Here is a 26481-nt window from a genome sequence, read left to right as displayed (position 1 = left end):
ACCTATGAGTGGGGAAGCATTATTCAAATCCATCGTTAGTGGTGAAAATCAATCCATATTAGGTGATATAGCTCGTTCTAGCTTGGGCTTTCTAAGTAAAGGTTACGAAAAGGCTGTATCCATACGAAATGCTCGATTTGATGCGGGCAAGGGGGTTACTAGAGTTACCGTGCCTGTTATCAGTGTTGGTAATATTACTGCCGGTGGTACTGGCAAAACGCCAATGGTGAGATTTATATGTGATGTACTCGCCCGAAAAGGACTTCATCCTACCGTACTTAGCCGTGGCTATCGAGCTGAGGACAATAAGAAAAATATCATTATTTCCAAAGATGGTACGATGTTAGTAGAGCCATCTATCAGTGGTGATGAAGCGTGGCTATTGGCTAAGGTATTGCAAAAGTCCAATGTAATTATCGGCCGAGAACGGGCTCTATCGGCAAAAATTGCTATAGATGAGCTCGGAGCAGATTGTTTAGTTATGGATGATGGTTTTCAACATCGCGCATTAGCCCGAGATATTGATATCGTTCTCATTGATGCGTCTAATCCATTTGGTTATGACCATGTATTGCCTAGAGGTTTACTACGCGAACCGCTTAGTGGTTTACAACGAGCTAATATAATTATACTGACCAAGGTCGATCAAGTGGCGCCTGGTGTTGTTTCTGGAATTCGTAAGCGTCTAGCGCATATGTTACCTAATACACCTGTATATGAAACAATCCACAAGCCTCAATCTATGTATACCTTAGAAGAGTGGGCTAATGGGGAACCTGGTTCTTCTGTCGATGCGTATCAAGAGCATCGAATTATGGCAGTTAGTGGTATCGGAAATCCTCAATCCTTTACACAAACGATGACCGATATTGGGTACAATGTTGTTCATACAATGCCTTTTGGTGATCATCATAATTTTGAAAATGATGATGTCGTAGATATTTGGAAAGAGGCATTTGCTCATCAAGCGGATGTTATTTGTATCACTGAAAAAGATGCAGTGAAACTGAGTCAATTGCATGCAATTGAAGACTTGAAAATACCGATTCTCGTGCTATCCATAGGGATTGAGTTTGTCGCTGAAAAGCAAGAATTCATAGAAAATTTAGAGATTTAGTGTATAATAATAAGATACACGAATAACAGAAATGGGGTTTTATTGTGAAGTTTGGATGCGTTATTCCTGCTCGTTATGGTTCTACAAGATTACCAGGTAAACCATTGGCGGATATTGCGGGCAAACCAATGATTGAACGGGTTTATGCAAGGGTATCACAAGCGACAAAAACGGAATGTACTATTGTTGCTACAGATGATGATCGTGTTTATTCTGCTGTTCAAAACTTTGGGGGAGCTGTTATGATGACAGATCCTAATCACCCTACTGGAACTGACCGATTAGCAGAGGTTGCTAGTCATTATACAGACTTAGATGTCATTATTAATGTTCAAGGTGATGAACCTATGATTGAGCCAAAACTCATTGATGACTTGGCTCAACTTTTTGAAGAAGATCCAAACTTACAGATGGCAACTGTTGCGACTCCTCTCTTAGAGGATGAATACGATGAGCCATCTGCAGTAAAGGTTATTTTAAATAATCGCAATGATGCGATGTATTTTTCTCGGTCCTTAATCCCGTATCCACGTCATGATTTTGTACGTGCTCCACTAAAACATATTGGTATCTATGCATATCGTAGAGATTTCTTGCTAAATTATGCAAAGATGGAACCAACACCAGCAGAGCAAACAGAATCGTTAGAGCAATTGCGCGCTCTTGAAAATGGCTATACTATTCGTGTTATTCTTACAGATAAACGATTTATCGGTGTTGATACACCGGAAGACTTAGCTCGTGTAAATGCAATCTACGAGCAAGAGGAGAAATAAATGAAAACAGTTCAAATTAAAGATATTACAGTTGGTGGCGGCAAAGGTCTTTTCGTCCTTGCTGGGCCATGTGTTATTGAAGATTATGATCGCACATTGGCTATTGGTAAACGAGCAAAAGAAATTTGTGAGCGCTTAGGTATTCCATATATCTTCAAAGCTTCTTTTGATAAGGCCAATCGTTCTAGCTACGGCTCTTTCCGCGGACCAGGCCTTGAAGAAGGCCTAAAAATCCTTGCTTCTATTAAAAAAGAACTCAATGTACCGGTGGTAAGTGATATTCACTCCATTGAGCAAATTGAACCTGCTGCAGAAGTACTGGATGTTTTACAAATTCCAGCGTTCTTATGTCGTCAAACTGACCTTGTATACGGCGCTGCTAAAACTGGTAAATGCGTAAATGTAAAAAAAGGTCAATTTATGGCACCTAAGGATATGGAAAATGTCCTAAATAAAATGAAAGAAACAGGCAATGAAAATCTTATGCTTACAGAACGTGGATTTAGCTTTGGCTATAATAATCTCGTTGTGGATATGAGATCTTTCCCTATTATGCGTTCCTTTGACTATCCTGTAGTCTTTGATGCTACACATAGTGTTCAATTACCAGGTGGTGCAGGTACAAAATCCAGTGGTAATCGCGAGTTCGTACCAAACTTGGCGCGTGCTGCCGTTGCCAGTGGTGTAGATGGTCTGTTCTTTGAAGTACATGATAATCCAGAGGAAGCATTATCCGATGGTCCAAACATGTTATACTTGGATAATTTTGAAGCTTTGCTAAAAGATTTAGTAGCTATTGATAAAATCGTAAAAGGTTAGGGGCGGTTATTTGTGACTATTTTAGAACAAGCGGCACAGGTGCTTCATGAGGAAGCTCGTGCTATTGAAGAATTAAGTTCTCGTTTGGATCACAATTTTGTAAATGCTGTAAATATGATTTTGGCTTGTAAGGGCCGTGTAGTATGTACAGGGATGGGTAAATCTGGCCATATTGGTCGTAAAATTGCGGCTACTTTGGCTAGTACTGGTACACCAGCACTCTTCATGCATCCTGGCGAAGGTGTGCATGGCGATCTAGGTATGATTACAGAAGATGATGTAGTATTAGCATTCTCCAATAGTGGTGAAACAGGCGAAATCATCAGTATCTTGCCATCCTTACGTCGCATTGGTGCTAAATTAATCTGTGTTGTAGGAAAACCAGAGTCTACCTTAGCTAAGAATTCTGATATTGTATTGCTAGCTGAAGTAGAACGTGAAGCTTGCCCATTGGGATTGGCGCCGACTACAAGTACTACAGTTGCATTGGCACTTGGCGATGCATTAGCAGTTTGCTTATTAGAACGCCATCACTTTACACCGGAAAACTTTGCCGTATTCCATCCGGGTGGTTCTCTTGGTCGCAAATTATTGTTGACTGTAGAAAACATTATGCATGGTGGTGAAGATAATCCAACGGTATTCAAAGGTGCAACCGTTCGAGATGCACTCTTTGTGATGACAGAAAAAGGATTGGGCGCTACTAATGTTATTGATGAAGATGGTCATTTGTTAGGCCTTGTTACTGATGGGGATGTTCGTCGCGGCCTGGATTCTGGTAGTAATTTCCTAGAATGGCCTGTAGAGGATATGATGACATCTATGCCTCGTACAATTACAAAGGATAAATTAGCGGCAGAAGCTCTTCATTTAATGGAGAAAAATCAACCGCGCCCTATTACTGTATTACCAGTTGTAGATACAGATAATAAATGTCTAGGCATTGTTCATATTACGGATTTATTGCGTAGAGGCATTGTATAATGAATATTCAATGGATTGTTCTTGATGTTGATGGCGTACTATCTGATGGAACTCTAATCTATACATCGAGTGGAGAAGAGCTTAAGTCTTTTTCTGTGAAAGATGGCCTAGGATTAACGGCAGCTCGAAAAGCAGGACTTAAGCTTGCAATCATTACAGCACGGATATCTCCTATGGTTGAGCGACGTGCTAAAGAGCTTCATTTTGATGCACTGCTTATGGGGCATGCCAATAAAACAGAAGCATTAAGAAATCTCTGTAAAGAGCATCAAATCAATTTAGAGGAAATTGCCTATATGGGGGATGACTTAAATGATTTAGGAGCTCTTCAAATTGTAGGATTACCGATGGCACCCAATAATGCGGTACCAGAGGTCAAACAATTAGCTAAATTTATATCTACTGTCAATGGAGGCCACGGTGCCGTTAGAGGGGCTGTAGAATATATCTTGAAGAAACAAGGACTATGGGAAACTGTTGTAGCAGATTATGCACGAGAGGCCCATGCTCATGGACAATAAGGAGGTGGGCAGAATGAATAACGAATGGCAATACCATTTAGTTAAAGGCATTAGCTGGCTTGTTTGCCGCCTGCCATACAAGCTCATTTTGCTCATAGGCGCTAGTCTAGGGCCAGTATATGGCCTCATAGCGAAGAAGCAAAAACTTAGAGGTATAAAAAATATAAAGATTGGCATGAACATGAATGATCAAGAGGCAGAGCAATTAATTGAAAAATTGTTCAAAAATCTTGGCCGCAGTGTTATGGAAGTCTTATATATGCCAAATCTGACAAAGTCCTTTATCAATAAACATATTGAAATGCGAGGCGTAGAACATTTAGAAAAAGCCATCGCTGAAGATAAAGGTGTCATTGTTCTTACTGGACATGTTGGCAACTGGGAATGGATGGGGGCTGCCATGGCTGCTCATGGATATCCATCTACTACAATTGTTAAGAAACAACCTAATGCACAATTTACACGTCTCATGAATGAATATCGTGAGATGGTAGGTCTTGATGTGTTTGCTAGCGGTGGTAATGAAATCGTTTCTGCTGCTAAGGCATTAAAAAAGAAAAAATTACTTGGTTTTTTAGCTGACCAAGATGGTTATATTAATGGCTTACCTGTTCCGTTTTTGGGGCAGGACTCTTCAGCGGTCATAGGACCAGCTACATTTGCAAAAAAATTTGGCTCTCCAGTAGTTCCAATTTTTGCATCTCGTAAGCCTGAAGGTGGTCATATTGTACATATTTTACCAGCCTTACATTATGTTGATACAGGTGATGAAGATGTAGATATGTACCGCTTGACTGAAGAATGTGTACGCGTTACAGAAGAATTTATTAAGGAACATCCAGATGAGTGGCTATGGTTCCAACATCGTTGGATGACTAAGATGGATCAAATTATTGATTATGATAAGAAGGTAGCTGCACGGGAGAGGGCACATGAAAAACAATAAAAAATTAATTGCCATTGTGGCCGCTATAGTGTTGGCTCTGATTGGTCTTATCGTATATATTATGAAAGACTCTGGTGATGTTAGTACCACTCAAAATCAGAATGGACAACTTGTTAACTTCCAAGGAGCTGACTTACAAGAGGAAAAAGATGGCAAGCTAGTGTGGGCTTTATCAGCTGAAAAGATTGAATATGACCCACGTACAAAAGCTATTGTCCTGACTAATTTAAAAGGTCTTTTCTATCAAGATGATGTTACGACAACAATTACAGCACCTCATGCCGTATTGACAGGCGATCGTAATTCCCTCGATATTGATCAAGGCGTTACCGCCACTAATACTGATGGTGCTGAGTTTAAAACCGATGCACTTCATTTTGATAATAAGACAAAAACGTTGACATCTAAATCTGCTTTTACTTATAACAGTAAAGATATAACATTAACTGGTGATAAACTTGAAGGCAACATGTCCTTGAAGAAAATTAAAGCTATTGGTAATGCGAAGTTAACGAAGAAGTAATGCGAGGAAATATAATGAATAAGAAAAAACAGATTGGTATGGCTATCTTAGCTATGCTTATGACAGCATCTGTTACAGCTTGGGCCGCAAATGATCCTTTGACTATTAGCGCGGATACATTATCTTATGATGGCAATACGGGGCGTGCTGATGCAAACGGTAATGTGGTAATTACACAAGCTGATAAAACAATGACTGGTGCCAATGGTTGGTACAATACAAAAACTCAAGAAGCAAATCTTGATGGTGGCGTATCCATGATTGGTACTGATATGGCTATGTCTGCACAATCAGTGCATAGCTACAATAACAATAAGTTCACTGCTAATGGTGGTGTTCATTTACAACGTAGTGATCGTCAAATTTTTGGCGATAAAGTTGAATATAACACAGATACAGAATATGGCCTTGTATCTGGCAATGCTCGCTTGATTGCAGAAGGTACTACATTGACAGGTAATCAAGTAGAAGGTTGGCTAAAAGAAATTCGTGCAGTGGCACAAGGGGATGTAACATTCTCTAACCCAGAACGAAACGTATCTGGCTCTGCAGAACGTGCTACCTATACACAAACTCCAAATCAAAATGATGGCGTTGTACTTTTATCTGGTTCTGCTCATGCTGTTCAAAATGGTAATGTGCTCAATGCACCAGAGCTTAAAATCCGTCTTGCCGATGATTCTGCTGAAACATTAGGTGGCCGTAGTACACTTATCATTGTTCCAAATCAATAAGGATTAAATATGTATATAGAAACCAAAAACTTAGTCAAAACCTTTAGCGGGCGCAATGTAGTAGACGGGGTCAGTCTACGCGTTGATAAGGGGCAAGTCGTTGGGCTCCTAGGTCCTAATGGGGCAGGGAAAACTACATCATTCTATATGATTGTAGGCATTGAACGACCTAGTTCTGGTATCATTACCGTTGATGGCAAGGATATTACGAATATTCCAATGTATAAACGCGCTGCTGAAGGTATTGGGTATCTTCCACAAGAGGCATCAATCTTTCGTTCTATGACCGTTGAGGATAATATTCGCGCAATGTTACAAACAACATCAAAGAAGTCTGATGAAATTGAAGCGATTGTGGAATCCCTCATTGAAGAATTTCATATTGGTCACGTTCGGGATCGTATGGGCATGCAACTATCTGGCGGTGAACGTCGTCGTGTAGAAATTGCTCGTTGTCTTGCATTAGAACCGAATTTTATTCTTCTCGATGAACCTTTTGCTGGTGTCGATCCTATAGCGGTTGCTGATATTCAACAAATTATTTTGCATGTTAAAAATCGAGGTATTGGCATTTTGATTACAGACCACAATGTACGTGAAACATTGGGGATTGTAGACAAGGCTTATATTTTGAGTAGTGGTAAAATCCTCCTAGAAGGTACCCCTGAAGAAATCGCGAACAATCCAATTGCTCGTGAGCATTACTTAGGGGATAACTTTAGATTATAGGAGGGGACTATGAGATTATTAGATAAATATATACTAAAAGCCTTTGTAGGCCCGTTCCTATTTGGGGTATTTGCTTTTACCAGTATCTTTATTGGTACCGGTACATTGTTTAGAATTGCTCAATATATTACTGAATATGGGGCTCCATTATTGCTTGTTATGAAAGCCTTTGTATTGGCTTTACCAAGCATTGTTATCTTAACATTCCCTATGTCAGTGTTATTGGCTTCTCTTATGACATTTAGTCGTTTGAGTAGCACCAGTGAAATTGTTGTTATGCGTGCCGGTGGTCTTAGCTTTTTACGTTTAGCGATGCCGGTATACATCATCGCTCTCATCATCTCAATTGGGGCTGTCGCATTTAATGAATTTGTTGTACCACGTACAAATAATATGTATCAAACAATTGTACGGGAACAGATTATGAAAAATGCATCACCTCAAACACAAAATCATATCGTTTTAAAAACGATGAATGGTAATGATTTAGGTACATTGATGTATGCTAAAAGCTACAATGCAGAAACTAAAAAGTTAAGCATGATTACGGTGCAACAATTTGGTGAAGGTGGCAAGCTACAACAGGTTGAAAATGCAGATACTGCCGTTTGGAATGGTCAATATTGGGTGATGCAAAACGGCATCATTTATGATATTTCCGCCGGTGATGGTGTAGAACGTACAATGAAATTCAAGGAGCAATCCTTGCCAATTAAATCTGCACCAAAGGATATTCAACAAGATCAACGTAAACCAGAAGAATTAACAATCAAAGAATTACGTCATCAAATTAAAGCGTATAAGGCGGCGTATACGAATGCAAATAAACTAGAAATGGAAATGTACCAACGTTTTACAATTCCATTAGCTAGCTTTGTATTTGCTCTTGTAGGTGCTCCATTAGGCCTTCAAAAACAACGCTCTAGCTCATCTATTGGCTTTGGTATCAGTATTTTAATCATCTTTATCTACTATGGTGTGATGACATTTGCTGGTGCATTAGGTAAAGGTGGTGCATTGCCGACTGTATTTGCCGCATTAATTCCAGATACATTAGGTATCATTGCCGGTTTATATTTAAATTGGCGTGTATCCAAGTAACTTAGCGTATAAAGAAATAAATTTGACTTACGAAATATCGTATTTTTGAACAAAATAATTGTGTAATCTTAGGAAAGGAGGGACTCGATGTTAGTAGGTGTTAAAATATTAATTATTATCGCCCTTATGGGTGGACTTATTGCCTACATGGGGGATAAGTTAGGCACCAAGGTTGGTAAGCGTCGCATGTCCCTCTTTGGATTAAGGCCTAAGCATACATCGATTATTGTTACTATCGTAACAGGTTTATTAGTTGCTGCTGCTACAGTAGGGGTATTAACCATTACTTCTCAAAGTGTAAGAACAGCACTCTTTGGAATGGACCAGTTGCGAGCAGATATGAAGCAACTCAATGATGAGGTGGCTGCTAAGACGCAAGAGCTAATTCGTGGTCAAGCATTGCTTGAGCAAAATAAGCAAGAATTAGCAGAACGCATGGCTGAAATAGAGCAAATTCGCAGTGAAGTTGAAGCTACCAAGGCGGAGTTAGCTAGTGCACAAGCTGCTAAAGATGCGACTGCAGCCGAGTTAGCAACACTTCAAGCCTCATATGATGAAGTATCTAAAAAGTTAGCTGACTTAGAAGCAACAAGAGCTAAGATGGAAGCTCATATTAAGGATTTACAAACAACACAAGAACAATTGCAAAATGGCATTATTCATTTGCGTGAAGGAACTATTCTTTTCCAAGTTGATCAATTATTGGCACAAGCTGTTGTTCGACCTGGTTTAAGTGAAGAAGATAGCCAAGCAGCAATCAAAAATATTATTGATGATACAAATAAATTGGTGCTACGCCGCCTTGGTATCGAAGATCAAGGGCAAGCTGTTGTATATGTAGAGCGTCAAAATATTGAGGTAGCTACACAAAAGCTTAATAGTGCAAAGACACCTATGGTCGTTCAAGTTGTAGCGGCTGGCAATATCATTGCTGGCGAACCTGCAGTGGCTATTATCCAAGTATATCCACAACAATTTATTTATAAAAATGGAGAAGTAATCCATTCTGCTGTAATGGATGGTGGGCCTAATGCTCAATCAGCTATGCTTCAATTCTTGAAGCAAGTAAATGAAAAGGCGAGAGTGAAAGGCATAATTCCAGACTCCTTATCTGGTGATATTGGAACGATACCAGGGGATGATTTATTTACTGCTATTAGACGTGTTGCTACTATACATGGCAAGGTTCATGTAGAAGCATATGTTGACGGTGATACATATTCATCTGGTCCTGTACATCTTAAGTTGCGTATTACTCAAATGCCTGTCTTTAATGATAAGGCAAAAATGCCAGCTTATTAATAGAAATAGTATTTTGGTTTTATATACTTTAAATAAAGGTCTTATGTAATTTTTTACATAAGACCTTTATTTTGTGTTAAAATATAACTGCTGTATTTAAAGCGAGGATAGTTATATGACTGATACTACATACATTTTAGCTGTAGATCCAGGCAATGAGAAAACTGGTGTAGCAATTGTAACACCGTCTGGTACTATGGTGTGTCGTAAAATTATTATGACAAAACAGTTCAATGATGAAATTGAACGTACATTAACTGAATATTATGGTATTGTTCATATCGTATGTGGAAATGGTACAAATCATAAATATTTATATCCATCTCTTCAACAAATTGGACGAAATCACAGGATTACTACTAGCTTAATTGATGAATCGCATAGCACAGAGGAGGCTCGTAAATTATATTGGAAATATAATCCTCCTACAGGGTGGCGTAAGATAATCCCTACATCTATGCAATTCCCACCGGAGCCAGTAGACGATTTAACAGCCTTTGTTATTGGCTTACGGTATACAAAACAGTTATGTCAAGCTGCTAATGATATACAAGGGGACAGCATAGACGCTAGTGAGTTAGAAGAAAAAAGATTACATGCTATGGAGCAGTTGTACGGAAAAGGAGAAGTGCATGACAAATGAAACTTCAACGCATAACTGGTCAAACTTTATTATGCGTTGTTTAATGATGATTTTAGGGGCCTTAATTTATACTATAGGCTTAGATTTATTTTTAGTACCGAATAGCATCATCGATGGTGGTGTAGTTGGTATTTCCTTGATGGCTGCAGAGCTTTCAGGAGTTTCTTTCAGTATTTTTGTTGTACTCTTTAACTTGCCTTTCTTATATATTGGCTATAGAGCTAACGGTAAAAACTTTACATTCTCTACACTGTTCTCTATCGTATGGATGGCTATTTTTTCAACCTTTGCTCATGATTTCACACCGATTACATCGGATCCATTTTTAGGATCTATCTTTGGTGGTATCATCTTAGGCATCGGGGTAGGCCTCATTATACGTAACGGTGGTTCTTTGGACGGCTCTGAAATCGTAGCCATCATATTTGATAAACGTTCTACCTTCTCTGTAGGTGAAATCGTAATGGCCATGAATCTTATTATTCTTGGCGCAGCAGGTTTTGTATATAGTTGGAATAGTGCTATGTACTCCTTGATTGCATACTTCATTGCCTATAAGATGATTGATATTACAATTACAGGCCTTGATGAATCTAAAGGGGTCATGATTATTACAGATGCAGAGAATTCCCAAAAAATTGCAGATGCATTAAATGCGAACCTAAATCGTGGTGTTACCATCATGTATGGTGAAGGGGGCTATTTAAAGCAACCTAAACATGTTTTGTACTCTGTGGTGACAAGACTTGAGATTATGAGGTTAAAAAATACTGTTTATGAAGTAGATCCATCGGCATTTATTACGATTCAGGATGTACATGATGTATTCGGTGGTAGATTTACAAAAAACGGTCATTAAGGGGTTAATATGAGTAATAAAATAGTAAAAGAAATATTAGATTGGATTTATGCCATTGTATTAGCATTGGTTATTGCTATGGTAATCCATATCTTCTTGATTCAACCAACACGGGTATCTGGTGAATCAATGGAGGATACACTACATAATGGTCAATATTTAATTGTAACGAAGTGGCATCATATTATGAATGAAATGCCAAATTATGGACAAATTGTAATCATTGATAGTCGTGTTAATCGTGCACGTACTTGGGTAGATGATGTAGAAGAACCATTAATGAACTATGCATCTGTCTTTAACAAAGCTGCTCAAACAAATGATGTATGGGTTAAGCGCGTTATTGGTCGTCCTGGCGATGTATTAGAGTTTAAAGATGGTCATGTATGGCGTAATGGTGAACAATTACAAGAACCATATACTAAAGATACAATAATGAATTATACACGCTCTACACCTGTTACAGTTCCAGAAGGGCATGTGTTTGTGATGGGGGATAATCGAAATCACTCTAGCGATAGTCGTTTTATCGGTCCTGTTCCAGTTGATCACGTATTAGGTTTTGTATCCTATGCAATTTAATGCTTATAAAAGCCTCCCTATAGTGTTACTATAGGGAGGCTTTTTCTATTTAATAGTAGGTATTGAAAGCAATATATTAGAAATATGTATTAATATATATACTTTATATTAATTATAATAATTAAAAATCATGAATTTTGTGTCTAATTTTGTCATATTTTTAAGAAATAAAATGAAATTGTGTAAAATTTAATTTTAAGAAATATAGATAAAATCTATGTTTATAAGCTTATTTTTATTCATGAAAGAAATTTCATCAAATTTAGTTGTATAAAATGCTTTACAAAAAATTTGGACGGTGATATATTCTAATCACAGAAAGACACCACTAAAAAAGAGGTGAGACTGTGATAGAAAATATAGTCGAGGAAACGTGGACACTCCTAATATTTCTTTCATAGTTATACCACTTATACAGTGAATGTCTTCTGGTAATATAAATTCTTATTTATAAGAAAGAAGGAATTCATAATGAAAAAACAATTCGCAACAATTTTTGCAGCAACAGCAGTATTAGGTGTAACAACAGCATTCGCTGCTAACCCATTCTCTGATGTAACTCCAGATAGCTGGGCATACCAAGCTGTATCTCAATTAGCACAATCTGGTATCGTTAATGGTTACCCAGATGGTACTTTCAAAGGCCAAAACAATATCACTCGTTATGAAATGGCTCAAATGGTAGCTAAAGCAATGGCTAACCAAGATCGTGCTAATGCAGAACAACAAGCAATGATTAACCGCTTGGCAGATGAATTCTCCAACGAGTTGAACAGCTTGGGCGTACGCGTATCTCGTTTGGAAAATCGAGTAGGTAATGTAAAAGTTACTGGTGATGCTCGTATCCGTTACCAAGGTTCTGAAGATAAAGGAGTTTATAAAACAAACAGCAAATCCTTAACAGATGGACGTGCACGTGTTCAATTCAATGGTAAAGTTAATGATAAAACTGAAGCTGTTGTTCGTGTAAAAGGTAATTACGAATTCGGTGACTCCACAAAAGGTGCTGATGCGACAATCGATCGTGCTTATGTAGATCACAAATTTGGTAATAGCGTATCTGCTAAAGGTGGTCGTTTCCAACAAACAATTGGTGGCGGTTTAATGTACGATGATACATTTGATGGTGCTCAATTGAACGTAGGTAATGATAAAGTTCAAGTACAAGGTGCTTATGGTTACATGATGGCAGGCGCTGCTGATGGCAACTCCAAATCCGATAATCCTTCCGTTGCATATGTAGGTGTTAAAGGTAAAGTTGGTCAAGAATCCACAGTTGGTGGCTTCTACTCTAAATTGTCTAGCGGCAACTTGAATCATAACGGTTCTACAGTTAACTCTGATAGCCAAGACGTATACGGCTTCAATGCAGATTTCCGTAAAGACAAAGTTTGGGTTGGTGGTGAATGGTTGAAAGCTTCCAACGTAAATGATTCCCAAGCTTGGACAGCAGGTGTTGGGTATGGTAATTACGATATCGCTAAAAAAGGTACATGGGATGTAAAAGGTCAATACTTCAACCAAAAAGCTAACGCTCCAATCGTAAGTTCCACTTGGGATCAAGCATATGACTTAACAAATACATCTAATGGTTACAAAGGTTATATGGCTAGCGTAAACTACGCAGTACAAGATAACGTAGGCTTATCTGCAGGTTATGGTTTCAACTCTAAAGACCAAAAAGGTAATGATCTTTCCGATTTCTACCGTGCAGAATTAAACTACAAATTCTAATTCCCTCACAAACAAAAAAAGACTTCTTCGGAAGTCTTTTTTTGTTGTATATAAAGAGATAATATTTTCTTTTGTATATAATAGTATATATATAGTAAAATAAATCTAAATATAGTAAAAGATAAAAATTTATTTGATTAGTATGTATATTGATCTATTCCACAATATATTGTATGAGGTGTTTATGAACTGTTTATGCATAAAATAGCTTTTTCTAATTAATAGACATATTATTAATTAGAAATACTTAACAATATATATGATAACAAATCTCATTTAATACAAAAAAAGATAAATTTGATATTTTTAGTAAAAAAAAATATATCTCATAAACGTAGATAATAAGTGAATTTTAGGGCATTTTAAATTATAAAATTTTTATAATGAGAATGAAATTGAGAAAAAAGGGTTTACACGAAAATTTGGTTATGCTAATATCACCCTACAAGAAGTAACAAACACATGAAACGAAGAACTTCGATGTAGAATGTGGCGAGGAAACGTGGACACTCCCAGAAATTCTTATTCTGAAGAACAGAGTAGAATGTGAATGTTATGACTTGTAACATTTTATATTTCTATTTTTCAGAAAGAAGGAATTCAACTATGAAAAAACAATTCGCAGCAATCTTTGCAGCAACAGCAGTTTTGGGTGTAACTACTGCATTCGCAGCTAACCCATTCTCCGATGTAACTCCAGATTCTTGGGCATACCAAGCAGTTTCCCAATTGGCAAATGCTGGTATCGTTAACGGTTACCCAGATGGCACTTTCAAAGGCCAAAACAACATCACTCGTTACGAAATGGCTCAAATGGTAGCTAAAGCTATGGCTAACCAAGACCGTGCTAACGCTGAACAACAAGCTATGATCAACCGTTTGGCTGATGAATTCTCCAACGAATTGAACAACTTGGGCGTTCGTGTAGCTCGCTTGGAAGACCGCGTAGGTAACGTAAAAGTTACTGGTGATGCTCGTCTTCGTTACCAAGATGCTGAACATGCTAAATCCAAATTCGACGCTCGTGCACGTGTACAATTCAACGCAAAAGTAAACGATCGCACTGACGCAGTTGTTCGTTTAACTTCTGGCAACTTCGAATTGGGCAACTCCCAAAACGGTGGTAATGCAAACGCTACAATCGACCGCGCTTATGTAAACCATAAATTCGGCGAACGCGTATCCTTGAAAGCTGGTCGTTTCGGCCAAACTATCGGTGGCGGCTTAGCATTTGATGGTACTTTCGATGGTGCTCAATTGAACGCTGGCAACGACAAAATCCAAGCTCAAGCAGCTTACGGTTACATGGTATCCGGTGAAGCAGCTGGCTTAAGTAAAGAACAAAACGTAACTAACACTTACCTTGGCTTGAACGGTAAAGTAGGTAAACACACTATGGTTGGTGGTTTCTACGATCGTGTAAACCAAGACGGTTCTAACGGTTACAAAAATATCTATGGCTTCAACGCTAATGCTAATTTCGACAAAGTTTGGGTTGGTGGCGAATGGTTGAGAGATTCCCATGTTGATCATTCTCAAGCTTGGACTGCAGGTCTTGGTTATGGCAACTACAACATCGCAAAACAAGGTACTTGGGGTGTTAAAGGTCAATACTTCAACCAAAAAGAAAACGCTCCTATCATTGATTCCACTTGGAACCAAAAATACGGTGCTGACTCCAAAGGTTGGTTGGCAACTGTTGACTATGCATTGCAAAACAACGTTGGCTTGTCCGCTTACTACGGTTTCGACTGGAAAGACCAAGCTGGTAACGATCTTAACGACTTCTACCGTGCAGACCTTAACTACAAATTCTAATTTGATAGTTAACCATATAAAAGAGACTCCTTCGGGAGTCTCTTTTTTTATGAATAAAATATAGATTCCTATAATAAATTGATATAGAATACCTTTTATTATGCAATTTTGATAATTACAGATCGATTTATATACAAATTATACTTATCTTTAATTTGATCATTTATTAGCTTTATTACTGGGAGGTGTAAAATATTTTTGATAGAGGATTACTGTATATTTCTATCTATATAAGTATTATAAATGGTATAATAAAGAGTATTAGATTTTCTTGTGAAGGAGGTAAGAATGAATCCTTCTTTCTCTCATATAAAAATGGTAGCCATCGATTGTGATGAGACATTAGTTCGAAGTGATAATACAGTTTCTGCATATACGGTTGATGTATTGCATCGCTTGCAGCAGAAGGGAATTGGTATAACAATTGCTACTGGACGCATGTATCAAACGGCAAAACCAATTGGATTAGCATTACAACTTGGCAATGTTCCTATGATATTGTTCTCTGGTGGTTTAATCCAGGAGTTAGAAACGGGATATAAGCTATTTGAACAAACTGTTCCTATAGATGTCGTATATCGTGTTTTTCAACTCGGCCAACAATATAGTTGGCATATACAATCGTATGTAGATGATCATTTACTATGTCATCATAAAAATTGGCAATCCGATCATTATGAACAGCAAACAGGGGCTGTAGCTGAGTTTTTAGGTGATACAATTTATACACTTTCTTCAGAACCCAATAAGCTCATTGCTATCGATACAGAGGAAGGAATCGATAGAATTATTGATATCTTGACCCCATTAGTTGGTAATCGTGTTACATTAGTGCGTAGTCAACGAGATTTCCTCGAAATCACTGCACCGAATGTATCAAAAGGGCGTGCATTAGCTCAATTAGCTCTAGATAATAATCTTAGTCTTGAAAATATAGTTTCCTTTGGAAATGCAGATAACGATATTTCTATGTTAAGTGAAACGGGATATTCGGTAGCTGTTTCAAATGCAACAGAACATGTAAAATCTGTGGCTAATGAAGTATGTGGTCATCATAATGAAGATGGTGTAGCTCACTGGATAGAAAAGAATCTTTTATAATGGAGTAAAACTATGGAAGCATTTCGTTTATTAATTGTTACAGGCATGTCTGGTGCCGGCAAAACTCAAGTTCTACAAGCATTAGAGGATATGGGCTATCTATGTATTGATAATATTCCTCCTGTACTTATTCCTAAGCTAAGTGAAATTTGTCGACAAGGTGGAGAACGTACAAACCGTGTAGCTTTAGTCGTAGATATTCGCGGTGGTGAATTCTTTGAAGCTCTTTCATCATCTCTTGAAACATTAAGAGAAATGAAGGTAGATTATGAAATTGTCTTTATGGATGCTACAGATGAGACGTTAATTAGACGATATAAAGAAAGTCGTCGCAGCCATCCACTGGCTCCAGATGGGATGATCACTACAGGTTTGAAAGAAGAACGTCAGATATTAAATTCTGTACGACATAAAGCAGACTTCATTATTGATACAACGAATATGAAGACAGCTAGCTTGAAAGAGTATTTAAAAACTCGCTTTACTCAAGTAGACGAAGGTCATGGCATGTCTATTACAGTTGTAAGCTTTGGCTTTAAATATGGATTACCATTGGATGCGGATATGGTTTGGGATGTTCGATTCTTACCAAATCCATTCTACATTCCAGATTTCCGTCATAAAACAGGTCGTGTGAAAGCTGTAAATGAATATATTCATTCCTTTGAAGTTACAGAGGAATTTAAAAACCGTTATTTTGATACTATTGATTTTCTTGTGCCTAATTATGAACAAGAAGGGAAGTCTCAATTTATCGTGGCTGTAGGTTGTACTGGCGGTATGCATAGATCTGTAGCTATGGCAGAAGCATTATATTCCCATCTATTAGAAAAGGGGTATCGTGTTTCTGTAGAACATCGAGATATGATGAAAAATAATGTAGAAGAAGATTATAATCCTCATGAAATTAAAACACTTGGTAACTAGATAGGGGTTCTTATGTTGCGAAAAAGATGGTTTCGGTGGCTTATACCGGGCCTAAATATAAAACGTTGGCTTGCCCTATTTAGTTGTGGTGTAGGTCTTTTAATCATTGGCATTTCCTTGATGTTTAACTATCAATGGCTTGCCGTTCTTGAAGATGTTGTACTGGCCTTTTCCTATAATATGACGGGCTTTTACAATTATAATGTGCTCATTGCTGTGGGTGCAGTTATATTATCGATAGGTGCCGTTCTAATGCTAATCGGCACTAGTAAGGTTATTAAAACGATTATTCGTGCTGTATTGCCTAATCCTGATAGTAAGGTATCAGATATTATCTTCCAAAATATACGACTTGATAAAGGTCCTAAAATCGTTGTTATCGGCGGTGGTACAGGATTGTCTAATCTATTGCGTGGATTGAAAACACACACATCTAATTTATCAGCTATTGTTACAGTAGCTGATGATGGTGGTTCATCAGGTCGTTTACGGGAAGATTTTAAAATGATTGCCCCTGGTGACTTGCGAAACTGCTTGGTCGCATTAGCAGAACAAGAAGGGGTTATGGAAAATCTTTTCCGCTACCGCTTTGAAGGGGAAAACGAGCTATCTGGTCATAGCTTTGGTAATCTCTTTATCACAGCACTTGCTCAAGTATATGATGGCGATGTGGAGGAAGCGCTTGAAGCGGCTAGTAAATTGTTGCGTGTACGAGGTCGTGTAATTCCGTCGTCTACTGAGTTCATTAAATTAGTAGCGGAGATGACCGATGGTACTATCGTAGAAGGTGAAAGTAATATTCCTAATTCTGGTAAACGCATTCGCCATATGTATAGTGAGCCAGCACAGCCAAAACCAGAAGGTGCTGCGTTACGTGCTATCGATGAAGCAGATGTTATCATCTTTGGACCAGGTAGCTTATATACAAGTATCATTCCGAATTTGTTAACTGATAAAATTGCATCTCATGTACGCGCTAGTAAGGCAAATAAAATTTACATTGCTAATGTTATGACTCAACCTGGCGAAACTACAGATTATACCTTAAGTGATCATGTGGAGGCTCTCATTGCACATGGTGGTGAAGGCATTGTAGATACTGTACTTGCTAATGATGGACCACTACCAATTCAAATGGTAGAACAATATAGTGCTGTAGGTTCAGAGCCTGTAGCATTAGATACTAAGAAGCTACAAGCAAAGGGAATACGCACGATTCGGGCTACATTGATAAGTCCTAAAAAGCCGGCTGTTCATGATCCTGAACGGTTAGGTAAAGTAATTATGGATATTGTGCATGCTATGCAATCAGATACTGAACCACATATCCTAGAATATTATCTCCAACGAGATGATCATTAATGAGAAGGGATACCTATGTCATTTGCTGAAGATGTAAAAAATGAATTATGCCAATATGAATCCTCTAGTGATGCAGATTTGGCCATGAAAATTGAAGCGTCTTGCTTATTGCGCATGGGTGGATCTATCATTCTGGGGATGAAGGGGGCTGTTGGTATTAGATTGGCTACTGCAAATAATGCAGTAGCTCGTCGCTTGTTAGGCATATTAAAAAAACAATATGAATTACCTACCAATGTATTAGTACGACAAGGACTAAATTTGCGCAAGAAAAATATGTATACTTTATCTGTAGAGCCATCTATAGAAGGGCGACAGGCGTTAGAAGATCTTGCTTTATGGCCTGTAACTGAACAAATTCCTCGTAGTTGGCTTAAATCTATGGAGGCACGACGTGCTTTTTTACGGGGGGCTTTTTTAGGCGGTGGCTCTGTTAATAAGCCACAAAGCGACTATCATCTCGAGTTTATGACGGGGAATGAGAATTTTGCAAAGGAAATTATACATGTATTGCGGTTATTTCATATTCATGCAGGTTTGACTGAGCGTAAGGAAGAGTACGTAGTATATCTTAAAGAAGGGGACGCTGTAACGAATTGCTTGCAAATTATGGGTGCTCAATCAGCACTGATGGAATTTGAAAACGTGCGCATAATGAAAACTGTGCGAAATCAAATTAATCGACAAGTAAACTGTGAGACTGCAAATTTGCAAAAGGTTGTAGATGCTGCAGTACGCCAGGTAAAGGCTATTCGAATTATCGATAGAGAAATTGGTATTGATGAGTTGCCTGAAAAGTTGCGAATTGTAGCAAGATTGAGATGGGACAATCCAGAAGCGAGTCTGAAAGAACTTGAAGAATTGATGGATGGCGAATTATCTAAGTCGGGTATTGGACATCGCTTAAAGAAAATCGAAGCATTAGCACTTACGTATGACCCTATGGGGCTTGAAGAAATATAGAGGTATTAATATATGTTTTCTTATAAATCAAAATATTGTGTAGCCGCAGCGATGGCCGCCATGGCTGCTCTTACAGGCCATGTAGAGGCTCGTGATATAGATTTACAATCAATTGGATATTTTCAGTTTTCTCCGTTGCCACCAAGTTTGGTGTCTCAAACGGATACATTGCTACTATCAGATAGCCCTGAATATGTAGGACCAGTAGGTGGTACGCTTAGTGCAGGTACAATTAATGGAAATGGTCGTATCTATTTTTACCATGTAAATGAAATGGATAAGCCCCATAAGATTGCTATCGTATTGGAGAATCAATCGGCGTATCCCAATACTGTTCATGTGATGAGACAGTTAAAATCTGTGGCTACACCAGATTATTTCGCTGCTGGTCGTGATTTATCCCGGAAGGACCTAGAGAATCCTTTAGATGAAAGTCCCAATGCGAGACCTTTATATTCGCTAAGTATTCCGCCACAAGAGCGCCAATTAATCTTTAGTGATTTGGAAAATACACCAGTATATCAAGATGCATTATTTACCGGTATCGTAGATATTAAAACAGAGGCACCAATCTTTGCTCGTGTTATGATGTTGCCTATGGGGATGGATGCCATTGATGCATCTCATTGGGCTAAAAATTTACCTATTGATGAAATTCAGTTGCGCGGTACCTATACTGGGTCTAAGCGTAATATGGAGGTTACTACACCATTTGATACGGCATTAGGTGGTGCTTTTGTAGAAATCGGTAATGACCGTGAAGATATGTTTATCAATGGTGTAGACGAAATGCAAAATAAAGCATTTGTTCGTGACCGTGGTAACTATGGTGTTTCATATACTTTAAAAATTCCTACAAAAGGTAATGAACCATTTAGATTGTATTTTAACCCTCTTGGTGGTCCCTATTCTGGTTCCTTTACGGTAAAAGCACTTCATCAACAAGGTGCCCGTAGAGGTCAAACCGATACGCGTACCTATCATATCGGTGGTGCTGATGGGATTACTGCACTAGGGGATGGAACTATTTTAGATAGTCGCATCATGGGTAACTATAACGCAGGTGATTTATTAACATTAAACTTTATGCCTGCAGGGGCATCTAACTTGCCGATACGGTTCTTGTTAATTCCTGAATCTCTTGCGAATCCACAAAAACATCAAACTATTGCTGTTAATGTTCCTAAGGATGTAAAAGATAGTTTAGGTCATCCAACTCAAGGGACTACGCAAATTCCGGTAGGTCCTATAGGTAGTAAAGATAGCAATAAAGGTACTGTAGATACTACAAAATCCACATTGACACCTAGTAAGCAGGCAGAGAATATCGCTCATGAAGAAACTAAAAAGTTAAGTGATAAAGCAGCTGCTGAAGCTAAAAAAGAAGCTCAACTTAAAAAATCAAAAGAAGCGGAGGAAACATTAGCTCGTAAAAAAGCAGAAGAAGCTAAATTAGCTGCTGAAAAAGCAGAAATGGCACGCAAGGCTGCAGAAGCCAAACATGCTGAAATTGAGCGTAAAATGGCAGAAAAAGCTGAAGCTGATCGCAAAGCTGCTGAATTGAAGGCGGCTCAAGAAGCACAAGCTGCAAAAGAAAAAGCTGTATTAGAAGCTAAAAAAGCTGAAGAAATGCGCCAAGCAGAAGAAGCTAAACGACTAGAAGCTGAAAGAAAAGCTGAGCTTGATCGAAAAGTAGCTGAAGCACGTAAGGCCGAAGAAGAACGTAAAGCAGAAATGGCGCGTATTGAAGCTGCAAGAAAGGCTGAGGCGGATCGTTTAGAAGCGGCCCGTAAAGCAGAGGAAGCTCGTGTAGCGGCAGAAGCGAAACGTCTTGAAGAAGAACGTAGAATAGAAGCGGCTCGTATTGAAGCCGCTCGTAAAACTGAAGAAGCTAGACAAGCCGCAGAAGCCAAGGCTCGATTTGAAGCACAACGGGCAGCAGAAAAAGCAGCATTAGAGGCAAAAAAAGCTGAAGAAGAACGCTTAGCAGCTGAAGCAAAAGCGCGTTTAGAAGCACAGCGAAAAGCAGAACAAGAAGCATTAGAAGCACGCCGCGCAGAAGAAGCACGTAAAGCTGCAGAGGCGAAAGCGGCATTAGAAGCACAACGTGCAGCTGAACAGGCTGCGTTAGAAGCGAAACGCCAAGAAGATGCTCGTAAAGCGGCAGAAGCAAAAGCAGCATTAGAAGCACAACGTATTGAAGCAGCAAGAAAAGCTGAAGAAGCACGTCGTGCAGAAGAAGCGAGAAAGGCTGAGGAGGCAAGAATCGAAGAGGCCCGTAAAGCAGAGGAAGCTCGTGTTGCAGCAGAGGCTAAACGTGCAGAAGAAGCGCGTAAGGCTGAAGAGGCAAGAATTGAAGCGGCCCGTAAAGCTGAAGAAGCTCGTATGGCTGAAGAAGCACGCCGCGCAGAAGAAGCACGTCGCTTAGAAGCAGCTAGACTTGAGGCACAACGCAAGGCCGAGCAAGAACGACTTGAAGCAGCTCGTAAAGCTGAAGAAGCTCGCGTTGCTGCTGAAGCAAAACGTCAGGAAGAATTGCGTAAAGCAGAGGAAGCTCGAATTGCAGCAGAAGCAAAACGAGCAGAAGAACTTCGTAAGGCAGAGGAAGCTCGAATTGCAGCGGAAGCAAAACGAGCAGAAGAGGTTCGGAGAGCAGAGGAAGCACGCCGCATAGAAGAGGCTAGACGAGCAGAAGAAGCGCGAAAAGCCGAAGAAGTACGTATGGCTGCTGAGGCACGTAAAGCAGAGCAAGCTAGATTGGCTGCAGAACGTGCAGAGGCTGAACGCCAAGCAGCAGAGGCAAAACGCATTGCTGAAGAACGTTATCAAGCTCACTTAGAAGCGGAACGCAAAGCGGAAGAAGCACGTCAGCAAGCTCTTGCACAAGCCGAAGTTGAACGTAAAGCAAAAGAGCGAGCTGAAGCGATTCAACGTGTCAAAGAACAACAAGAAAATGCTCGTCGTCGCGCAGAACTTGCACGTCAACAAATTGAGGCAGAACGTAAGGCAGCACAAGCGGCTAAAACAGGACCTTCCTTCAGTGAACTTGATGATGTACATGAGGATACACCAAGTGTAACTATTCCAAATGCTGTATCTATTGATGAGTTGACTAAACCTAGACCGACTGCATCTCAAAATACACGTCGTCGTGACCAACGTCAACCACAACCAAATCAACAATATGCACAGAAAAACCCAATGACTAATGGTCAACAAGGTCAAGCTCCTTATAGTTCACAGCAAGATCAACAAAATGATGATCAAAATCCACCAAAATTATATCCTATGGGGCACTAATATTAGCTTATAATAATGAAAATTATTTGTATCTAATTATAGATTGATTATAAGGAAACAATTGGTGAAGTATAGAGAGGACAAGCCACTTCTAAGGGTTTGTCCTCTTTTTAAAATACTTATGAACTTTTGCTTTCACATTGACTTTCAAGAGGAGATTCAGTACAATAAATAAAGAAAATGCATCCATGGTACGAGAGACCATTGCATATTACAAAACCTTTTAATTTAGTCCAGAGAGGCTGAGAAAGGAATATAGTTGAAGCGCCCCATAAGGGCTTCTTTGTGCAAACTATTTGACCTTTTGCCCTGGGCAAAAGGTCTTTTTTGTTACGTGAGTTAGGAGGAAATCATGGGACAAGTTAGCCTAAAAGGCAAACATTTATTAGGTTTGCAAAATGTGTCACCTGAAGAAATCAAATTGATTTTAAATGTGGCAAAAAAAATGAAGAAAATCGTTCTTTCTGATGACAAGAAGGTTCCGGTTTTAAAGGGGAAATCTATTGTTAACCTCTTTATGGAGCCAAGTACTCGTACCCGTAGTTCCTTTGAATTAGCCGGCAAATATTTAGGGGCTGACGTTATCAATCTTTCTCCTAGCGGTTCTTCCATGGGTAAAGGTGAAAGCTTCCGTGATACTTTGCTAACATTATCCTATATGGGTACAGATGCTATCGTAATGCGTCATAGTGCAGAAGGGGCTCCTCTATATGCCACAAAAGCAGTAGATCCTATTATTATCAATGCTGGTGACGGCGCTCATGAACATCCAACACAAGCATTATTAGATATGTACTCCATTTTAGAGAAAAAAGAATCTATTGAAGGCTTAAAAGTTGTTATCTTAGGCGATATTATGCATAGCCGTGTAGCAAGATCTAACATTTATGGACTTACAAAAATGGGTGCTAAAGTCCATTTGGCTGGTCCTCGTACAATGGTATATCCAGAGCTCGAAAAATTAGGTGTTACCGTACACCACGATATTCGTGAAGCAGTAGTTGATGCAGATGTGGTTAACGTACTTCGCATTCAATTAGAACGTATTCATTCTGCGTTGTATCCTACAAATAGAGAATATGCTCGTATCTTTGGTATTAACAATGATGTATTGAAATTGGCTAAAGATGATGTGATGGTAATGCATCCAGGTCCTATGAACCGTGGCCTTGAAATTGCACCAGATGTAGCATATTCTGATCAATCCGTAATTCAAGAACAGGTACGTAATGGCGTAGCTGTACGTATGGCTGTATTGTACTTAACTATTATCGGAGGTGACGGTAGTGAGCTTGCTTATTAAAAATGGTACGGTAGTTAATCCGGCAAAAAAACAAAACGAAGTAGCAGACGTTCTCGTAAAAGATGGTAAAATTGCAGCCATCGGTCAAAACTTGAGTGCTGAAGGCGCTGAAGTATATGATGCAACAGGTCTTATCGTAGCACCTGGTCTTATCGATATTCACACACATTTGCGTGAACCAGGCCAAGAAGCTAAAGAAGATTTCCACTCTGGTACACAAGCGGCTGCTGCTGGTGGTTTCACACGTGTAGTCACTATGGCTAATACAAACCCAGTTGTAGATAATGCTGCACTTGTAAGAGGTTTACAAAAACAGGCTGAACTCACTGGCGTTGTGAAAGTAGAATTTATTGGTGCTGTATCCAAAGGTCTTGAAGGTAAGGAACTTGCTGAAATGGGCGATATGGCTGAAGCTGGTGTAGTAGCATTTTCCGATGATGGCCATTATGTAGAAAATGCTGCATTTATGCGTCGTGCCTTAGAATACTCCTCCATGTTTAATAAAATGGTTATCGACCATGCAGAAGATATTACATTGACTAAAAATGGTCATATGCATGAAGGTATCGTTTCCTATGAACTAGGTGTTATTGGTCGTCCTGCAGTAGCTGAAGATTTAGCGGTTGCTCGTGATATTTTGTTATCTGAAATGACAGGCGGTCACATTCATATTGCACACGTAAGTAGTAAAAATACAGTGGACATGGTTCGTCGCGCAAAAGCAAAAGGTCTTAATGTAACATGTGAAGTTACAAGCCAACATTTATCTTTCACAGATGAATATTTACGCGAATACAATCCAGCGTTTAAAATGGCTCCTCCAATTCGCTCCGAAGATCATCGTCAAGCATTATTAGAAGGCTTGAAAGATGGCACAATCGATGCAATTATTACAGACCATGCACCGCATGCATATGAAGAAAAAGACCATGAGTTCTGCTGTGCTCCTAATGGTTTCAGTGGTCTCGAAACATCTTTAGCAGCGGTTATTACCAATGCGTATGGTCCAGATAAACTCAGCATTGACCAAGTTGTGTACTATATGAGTACACGTCCAGCTGAATTAATGCGTCTTGATGCAGGTGTTCTTGAAGTTGGTAAACCAGCAGATATTACTGTATTCTCTACAACTGAAGAATGGACAGTAGATCGAAATAAATTCTATACAAAAGGCAAAGTCAGCCCATTTGATGGTATGACTGTTACAGGTAAGGCCAAACTCACAGTAGTTGATGGCAAAGTAGTTATGAAGGAGGGCGTAGTCTTATAATGAAAGGCAAGTTAGTTCTTGAAGATGGTTCCGTGTTTGAAGGTTCCTTATTAGGTGGCGCTCCAACAGTAGGCGAAGTTGTATTTAACACAGGTATGACAGGGTATCAAGAAATCTTGACTGATCCATCCTATGCGGATCAAATTATTACATTAACATATCCTTTGATCGGTAATTATGGTACATTGAATGCTATTACTCAAGGCCCTAAACCATATTGTAAAGGCTTTATCGTAGGAGAACTGTGTGATTTCCCATCTAACTGGCAAAATGAAGGCTTATTTAGCGAGTATCTTCGTTTACACGGCATCCCTTGCCTTTATGATGTAGATACACGTGCTATTACACGTGTACTTCGTAACCATGGCGTAATGAAAGGCGTACTTGTACGTTCTGATTACCCTATGGAAGATATTCAAAAATTATTTAAACAAGACTTGCCAACAGATCAAGTTATGCGTGTAACTACAAAATGGCAAGGTATGCGTGGCGATAAAAATGCAGAGTTCCATGTAGCTGTAATGGACTATGGTGTAAAGGAAAATATCCTTCGCTCTTTAGAAGCAGCTGGTTGTCGTCTAACAGTATTCCCTGCAGATGCTAAGGCTGAAGATGTATTGGCAGCAAATCCAGATGGTGTATTCTTATCTAACGGCCCTGGAGATCCTCAAGATCTTGGCTATGCTGTAGAAGAAGTAAAGAAATTATTCGGTAAAAAGCCTATCTTCGGCATTTGCATGGGCCATCAAGTATTGGCTCAAGCCTATGGTGGTACAACATTTAAATTAAAATTTGGTCACCGGGGCTCTAACCATCCAGTACAAGATTTACGTACAGGCCGCGTATATATTACATCTCAAAATCATGGCTATGCAGTAGATGATACTTCCTTGCCAGACTTTGTAGAAATTACACATCGCAGTGTAAATGATGGTACTGTAGAAGGTATGCGTCATAAAGAATTACCTATCTTCTCTGTACAATATCATCCAGAAGCATCCCCAGGACCTACTGATAATCTATATTTATTTGACGAATTTGAAGACTTAATGAGAAAGGGAAAATAA

The 26481-nt window shown here is 39.0% G+C and carries 24 protein-coding genes; all 24 read left to right on the top strand.

Annotated features, from left to right (window positions below):
- Positions 1-4: 4 nt before the first annotated feature.
- Positions 5-1117, top strand: coding sequence for a tetraacyldisaccharide 4'-kinase (gene lpxK, locus EL171_RS06845; RefSeq protein WP_005387287.1), 1113 nt, complete (start codon positions 5-7; stop codon positions 1115-1117).
- A 44-nt stretch (positions 1118-1161) separates the two neighbouring features.
- Positions 1162-1893, top strand: coding sequence for a 3-deoxy-manno-octulosonate cytidylyltransferase (kdsB, locus tag EL171_RS06840; protein ID WP_005387289.1), 732 nt, complete (start codon positions 1162-1164; stop codon positions 1891-1893).
- Positions 1894-2712, top strand: a complete 819-nt coding sequence (kdsA, locus tag EL171_RS06835) for a 3-deoxy-8-phosphooctulonate synthase (protein WP_005387291.1) — start codon at positions 1894-1896, stop codon at positions 2710-2712.
- 12 nt (positions 2713-2724) lie between these two features.
- The gene (locus EL171_RS06830) at positions 2725-3696 is read left to right on the top strand and encodes a KpsF/GutQ family sugar-phosphate isomerase (RefSeq protein ID WP_005387293.1); all 972 of its coding nucleotides are present in this window, start codon (positions 2725-2727) and stop codon (positions 3694-3696) included.
- Positions 3696-4217, top strand: coding sequence for a KdsC family phosphatase (locus tag EL171_RS06825; protein ID WP_005387295.1), 522 nt, complete (start codon positions 3696-3698; stop codon positions 4215-4217). Before EL171_RS06830 ends, EL171_RS06825 begins: the two co-directional genes overlap by 1 nt.
- 13 nt (positions 4218-4230) lie before the next feature.
- The gene (locus tag EL171_RS06820) at positions 4231-5163 is read left to right on the top strand and encodes a lysophospholipid acyltransferase family protein (RefSeq protein ID WP_039969452.1); all 933 of its coding nucleotides are present in this window, start codon (positions 4231-4233) and stop codon (positions 5161-5163) included.
- Positions 5150-5686 (top strand): LPS export ABC transporter periplasmic protein LptC, encoded by a 537-nt coding sequence (gene lptC, locus EL171_RS06815; RefSeq protein WP_005387299.1) that lies wholly within the window; start codon positions 5150-5152, stop codon positions 5684-5686. The genes EL171_RS06820 and lptC overlap by 14 nt, the downstream gene beginning before the upstream one ends.
- 14 nt (positions 5687-5700) lie before the next feature.
- Positions 5701-6420, top strand: coding sequence for an LptA/OstA family protein (locus EL171_RS06810; RefSeq protein ID WP_039969454.1), 720 nt, complete (start codon positions 5701-5703; stop codon positions 6418-6420).
- A gap of 9 nt (positions 6421-6429) precedes the next feature.
- Positions 6430-7149 carry an LPS export ABC transporter ATP-binding protein gene (lptB, locus tag EL171_RS06805; protein ID WP_005387303.1) on the top strand — a complete coding sequence of 240 codons (720 nt, stop codon included), beginning with the start codon at positions 6430-6432 and terminating at the stop codon, positions 7147-7149.
- Positions 7150-7158: 9 nt separating this feature from the next.
- Positions 7159-8250 carry an LptF/LptG family permease gene (locus EL171_RS06800; RefSeq protein WP_005387304.1) on the top strand — a complete coding sequence of 364 codons (1092 nt, stop codon included), beginning with the start codon at positions 7159-7161 and terminating at the stop codon, positions 8248-8250.
- 87 nt (positions 8251-8337) lie between these two features.
- Complete coding sequence (locus EL171_RS06795) at positions 8338-9552, top strand: DUF3084 domain-containing protein (RefSeq protein ID WP_005387306.1); 1215 nt, start codon at positions 8338-8340, stop codon at positions 9550-9552.
- Positions 9553-9667: 115 nt separating this feature from the next.
- The gene (locus EL171_RS06790; RefSeq protein WP_005387308.1) at positions 9668-10195 is read left to right on the top strand and encodes a RuvC family protein; all 528 of its coding nucleotides are present in this window, start codon (positions 9668-9670) and stop codon (positions 10193-10195) included.
- The gene (locus EL171_RS06785) at positions 10185-11054 is read left to right on the top strand and encodes a YitT family protein (protein WP_005387310.1); all 870 of its coding nucleotides are present in this window, start codon (positions 10185-10187) and stop codon (positions 11052-11054) included. The genes EL171_RS06790 and EL171_RS06785 overlap by 11 nt, the downstream gene beginning before the upstream one ends.
- Before the next feature lie 9 nt (positions 11055-11063).
- A complete protein-coding gene (gene lepB, locus EL171_RS06780) occupies positions 11064-11636 on the top strand; it encodes a signal peptidase I (protein ID WP_005387312.1) in 573 nt (190 codons plus the stop codon).
- Positions 11637-12107: 471 nt separating this feature from the next.
- Entirely contained in the window at positions 12108-13370 is a 1263-nt protein-coding gene (locus tag EL171_RS06775; RefSeq protein WP_005387314.1) for an S-layer homology domain-containing protein, read from the top strand.
- 606 nt (positions 13371-13976) lie between these two features.
- The gene (locus EL171_RS06770) at positions 13977-15188 is read left to right on the top strand and encodes a putative porin (protein WP_005387316.1); all 1212 of its coding nucleotides are present in this window, start codon (positions 13977-13979) and stop codon (positions 15186-15188) included.
- 288 nt (positions 15189-15476) lie between these two features.
- Complete coding sequence (locus EL171_RS06765) at positions 15477-16289, top strand: Cof-type HAD-IIB family hydrolase (protein WP_039969455.1); 813 nt, start codon at positions 15477-15479, stop codon at positions 16287-16289.
- Positions 16290-16301: 12 nt separating this feature from the next.
- Positions 16302-17216: an RNase adapter RapZ gene (rapZ, locus tag EL171_RS06760; protein WP_005387318.1), complete on the top strand. Its 915-nt coding sequence runs from the start codon at positions 16302-16304 to the stop codon at positions 17214-17216.
- Between the two features lie 12 nt (positions 17217-17228).
- Positions 17229-18578 carry a gluconeogenesis factor YvcK family protein gene (locus EL171_RS06755; protein WP_005387319.1) on the top strand — a complete coding sequence of 450 codons (1350 nt, stop codon included), beginning with the start codon at positions 17229-17231 and terminating at the stop codon, positions 18576-18578.
- 15 nt (positions 18579-18593) lie between these two features.
- The gene (gene whiA / locus EL171_RS06750) at positions 18594-19541 is read left to right on the top strand and encodes a DNA-binding protein WhiA (protein ID WP_005387320.1); all 948 of its coding nucleotides are present in this window, start codon (positions 18594-18596) and stop codon (positions 19539-19541) included.
- Positions 19542-19553: 12 nt separating this feature from the next.
- Positions 19554-22841: a hypothetical protein gene (locus EL171_RS06745; RefSeq protein WP_005387321.1), complete on the top strand. Its 3288-nt coding sequence runs from the start codon at positions 19554-19556 to the stop codon at positions 22839-22841.
- A 352-nt stretch (positions 22842-23193) separates the two neighbouring features.
- Positions 23194-24144: an aspartate carbamoyltransferase catalytic subunit gene (locus EL171_RS06740; RefSeq protein WP_005387322.1), complete on the top strand. Its 951-nt coding sequence runs from the start codon at positions 23194-23196 to the stop codon at positions 24142-24144.
- Complete coding sequence (locus EL171_RS06735; RefSeq protein WP_039969456.1) at positions 24128-25414, top strand: dihydroorotase; 1287 nt, start codon at positions 24128-24130, stop codon at positions 25412-25414. The genes EL171_RS06740 and EL171_RS06735 overlap by 17 nt, the downstream gene beginning before the upstream one ends.
- Complete coding sequence (gene carA / locus EL171_RS06730) at positions 25414-26481, top strand: glutamine-hydrolyzing carbamoyl-phosphate synthase small subunit (RefSeq protein ID WP_005387324.1); 1068 nt, start codon at positions 25414-25416, stop codon at positions 26479-26481. Before EL171_RS06735 ends, carA begins: the two co-directional genes overlap by 1 nt.

Origin of the sequence: Veillonella dispar (genome assembly GCF_900637515.1) — a bacterium.
GTDB classification, from domain to species: domain Bacteria; phylum Bacillota; class Negativicutes; order Veillonellales; family Veillonellaceae; genus Veillonella; species Veillonella dispar.
Note: the sequence above shows the minus strand (reverse complement) of the source record. Positions and strands in the feature narration are given on the sequence as shown.

What these genes read in the sequence shown, in the direction of transcription:
- lpxK (WP_005387287.1), top strand. Translation starts at nt 5, where the DNA reads ATGAGTGGGGAAGCATTATTCAAATCCATCGTTAGTGGTGAAAATCAA.
- kdsA (WP_005387291.1), top strand. Translation starts at nt 1,894, where the DNA reads ATGAAAACAGTTCAAATTAAAGATATTACAGTTGGTGGCGGCAAAGGT.
- EL171_RS06825 (WP_005387295.1), top strand. Translation starts at nt 3,696, where the DNA reads ATGAATATTCAATGGATTGTTCTTGATGTTGATGGCGTACTATCTGAT.
- EL171_RS06820 (WP_039969452.1), top strand. Translation starts at nt 4,231, where the DNA reads ATGAATAACGAATGGCAATACCATTTAGTTAAAGGCATTAGCTGGCTT.
- lptC (WP_005387299.1), top strand. Translation starts at nt 5,150, where the DNA reads ATGAAAAACAATAAAAAATTAATTGCCATTGTGGCCGCTATAGTGTTG.
- EL171_RS06810 (WP_039969454.1), top strand. Translation starts at nt 5,701, where the DNA reads ATGAATAAGAAAAAACAGATTGGTATGGCTATCTTAGCTATGCTTATG.
- lptB (WP_005387303.1), top strand. Translation starts at nt 6,430, where the DNA reads ATGTATATAGAAACCAAAAACTTAGTCAAAACCTTTAGCGGGCGCAAT.
- EL171_RS06800 (WP_005387304.1), top strand. Translation starts at nt 7,159, where the DNA reads ATGAGATTATTAGATAAATATATACTAAAAGCCTTTGTAGGCCCGTTC.
- EL171_RS06795 (WP_005387306.1), top strand. Translation starts at nt 8,338, where the DNA reads ATGTTAGTAGGTGTTAAAATATTAATTATTATCGCCCTTATGGGTGGA.
- EL171_RS06790 (WP_005387308.1), top strand. Translation starts at nt 9,668, where the DNA reads ATGACTGATACTACATACATTTTAGCTGTAGATCCAGGCAATGAGAAA.
- EL171_RS06785 (WP_005387310.1), top strand. Translation starts at nt 10,185, where the DNA reads ATGACAAATGAAACTTCAACGCATAACTGGTCAAACTTTATTATGCGT.
- lepB (WP_005387312.1), top strand. Translation starts at nt 11,064, where the DNA reads ATGAGTAATAAAATAGTAAAAGAAATATTAGATTGGATTTATGCCATT.
- EL171_RS06775 (WP_005387314.1), top strand. Translation starts at nt 12,108, where the DNA reads ATGAAAAAACAATTCGCAACAATTTTTGCAGCAACAGCAGTATTAGGT.
- EL171_RS06770 (WP_005387316.1), top strand. Translation starts at nt 13,977, where the DNA reads ATGAAAAAACAATTCGCAGCAATCTTTGCAGCAACAGCAGTTTTGGGT.
- EL171_RS06765 (WP_039969455.1), top strand. Translation starts at nt 15,477, where the DNA reads ATGAATCCTTCTTTCTCTCATATAAAAATGGTAGCCATCGATTGTGAT.
- rapZ (WP_005387318.1), top strand. Translation starts at nt 16,302, where the DNA reads ATGGAAGCATTTCGTTTATTAATTGTTACAGGCATGTCTGGTGCCGGC.
- EL171_RS06755 (WP_005387319.1), top strand. Translation starts at nt 17,229, where the DNA reads ATGTTGCGAAAAAGATGGTTTCGGTGGCTTATACCGGGCCTAAATATA.
- whiA (WP_005387320.1), top strand. Translation starts at nt 18,594, where the DNA reads ATGTCATTTGCTGAAGATGTAAAAAATGAATTATGCCAATATGAATCC.
- EL171_RS06745 (WP_005387321.1), top strand. Translation starts at nt 19,554, where the DNA reads ATGTTTTCTTATAAATCAAAATATTGTGTAGCCGCAGCGATGGCCGCC.
- EL171_RS06740 (WP_005387322.1), top strand. Translation starts at nt 23,194, where the DNA reads ATGGGACAAGTTAGCCTAAAAGGCAAACATTTATTAGGTTTGCAAAAT.
- carA (WP_005387324.1), top strand. Translation starts at nt 25,414, where the DNA reads ATGAAAGGCAAGTTAGTTCTTGAAGATGGTTCCGTGTTTGAAGGTTCC.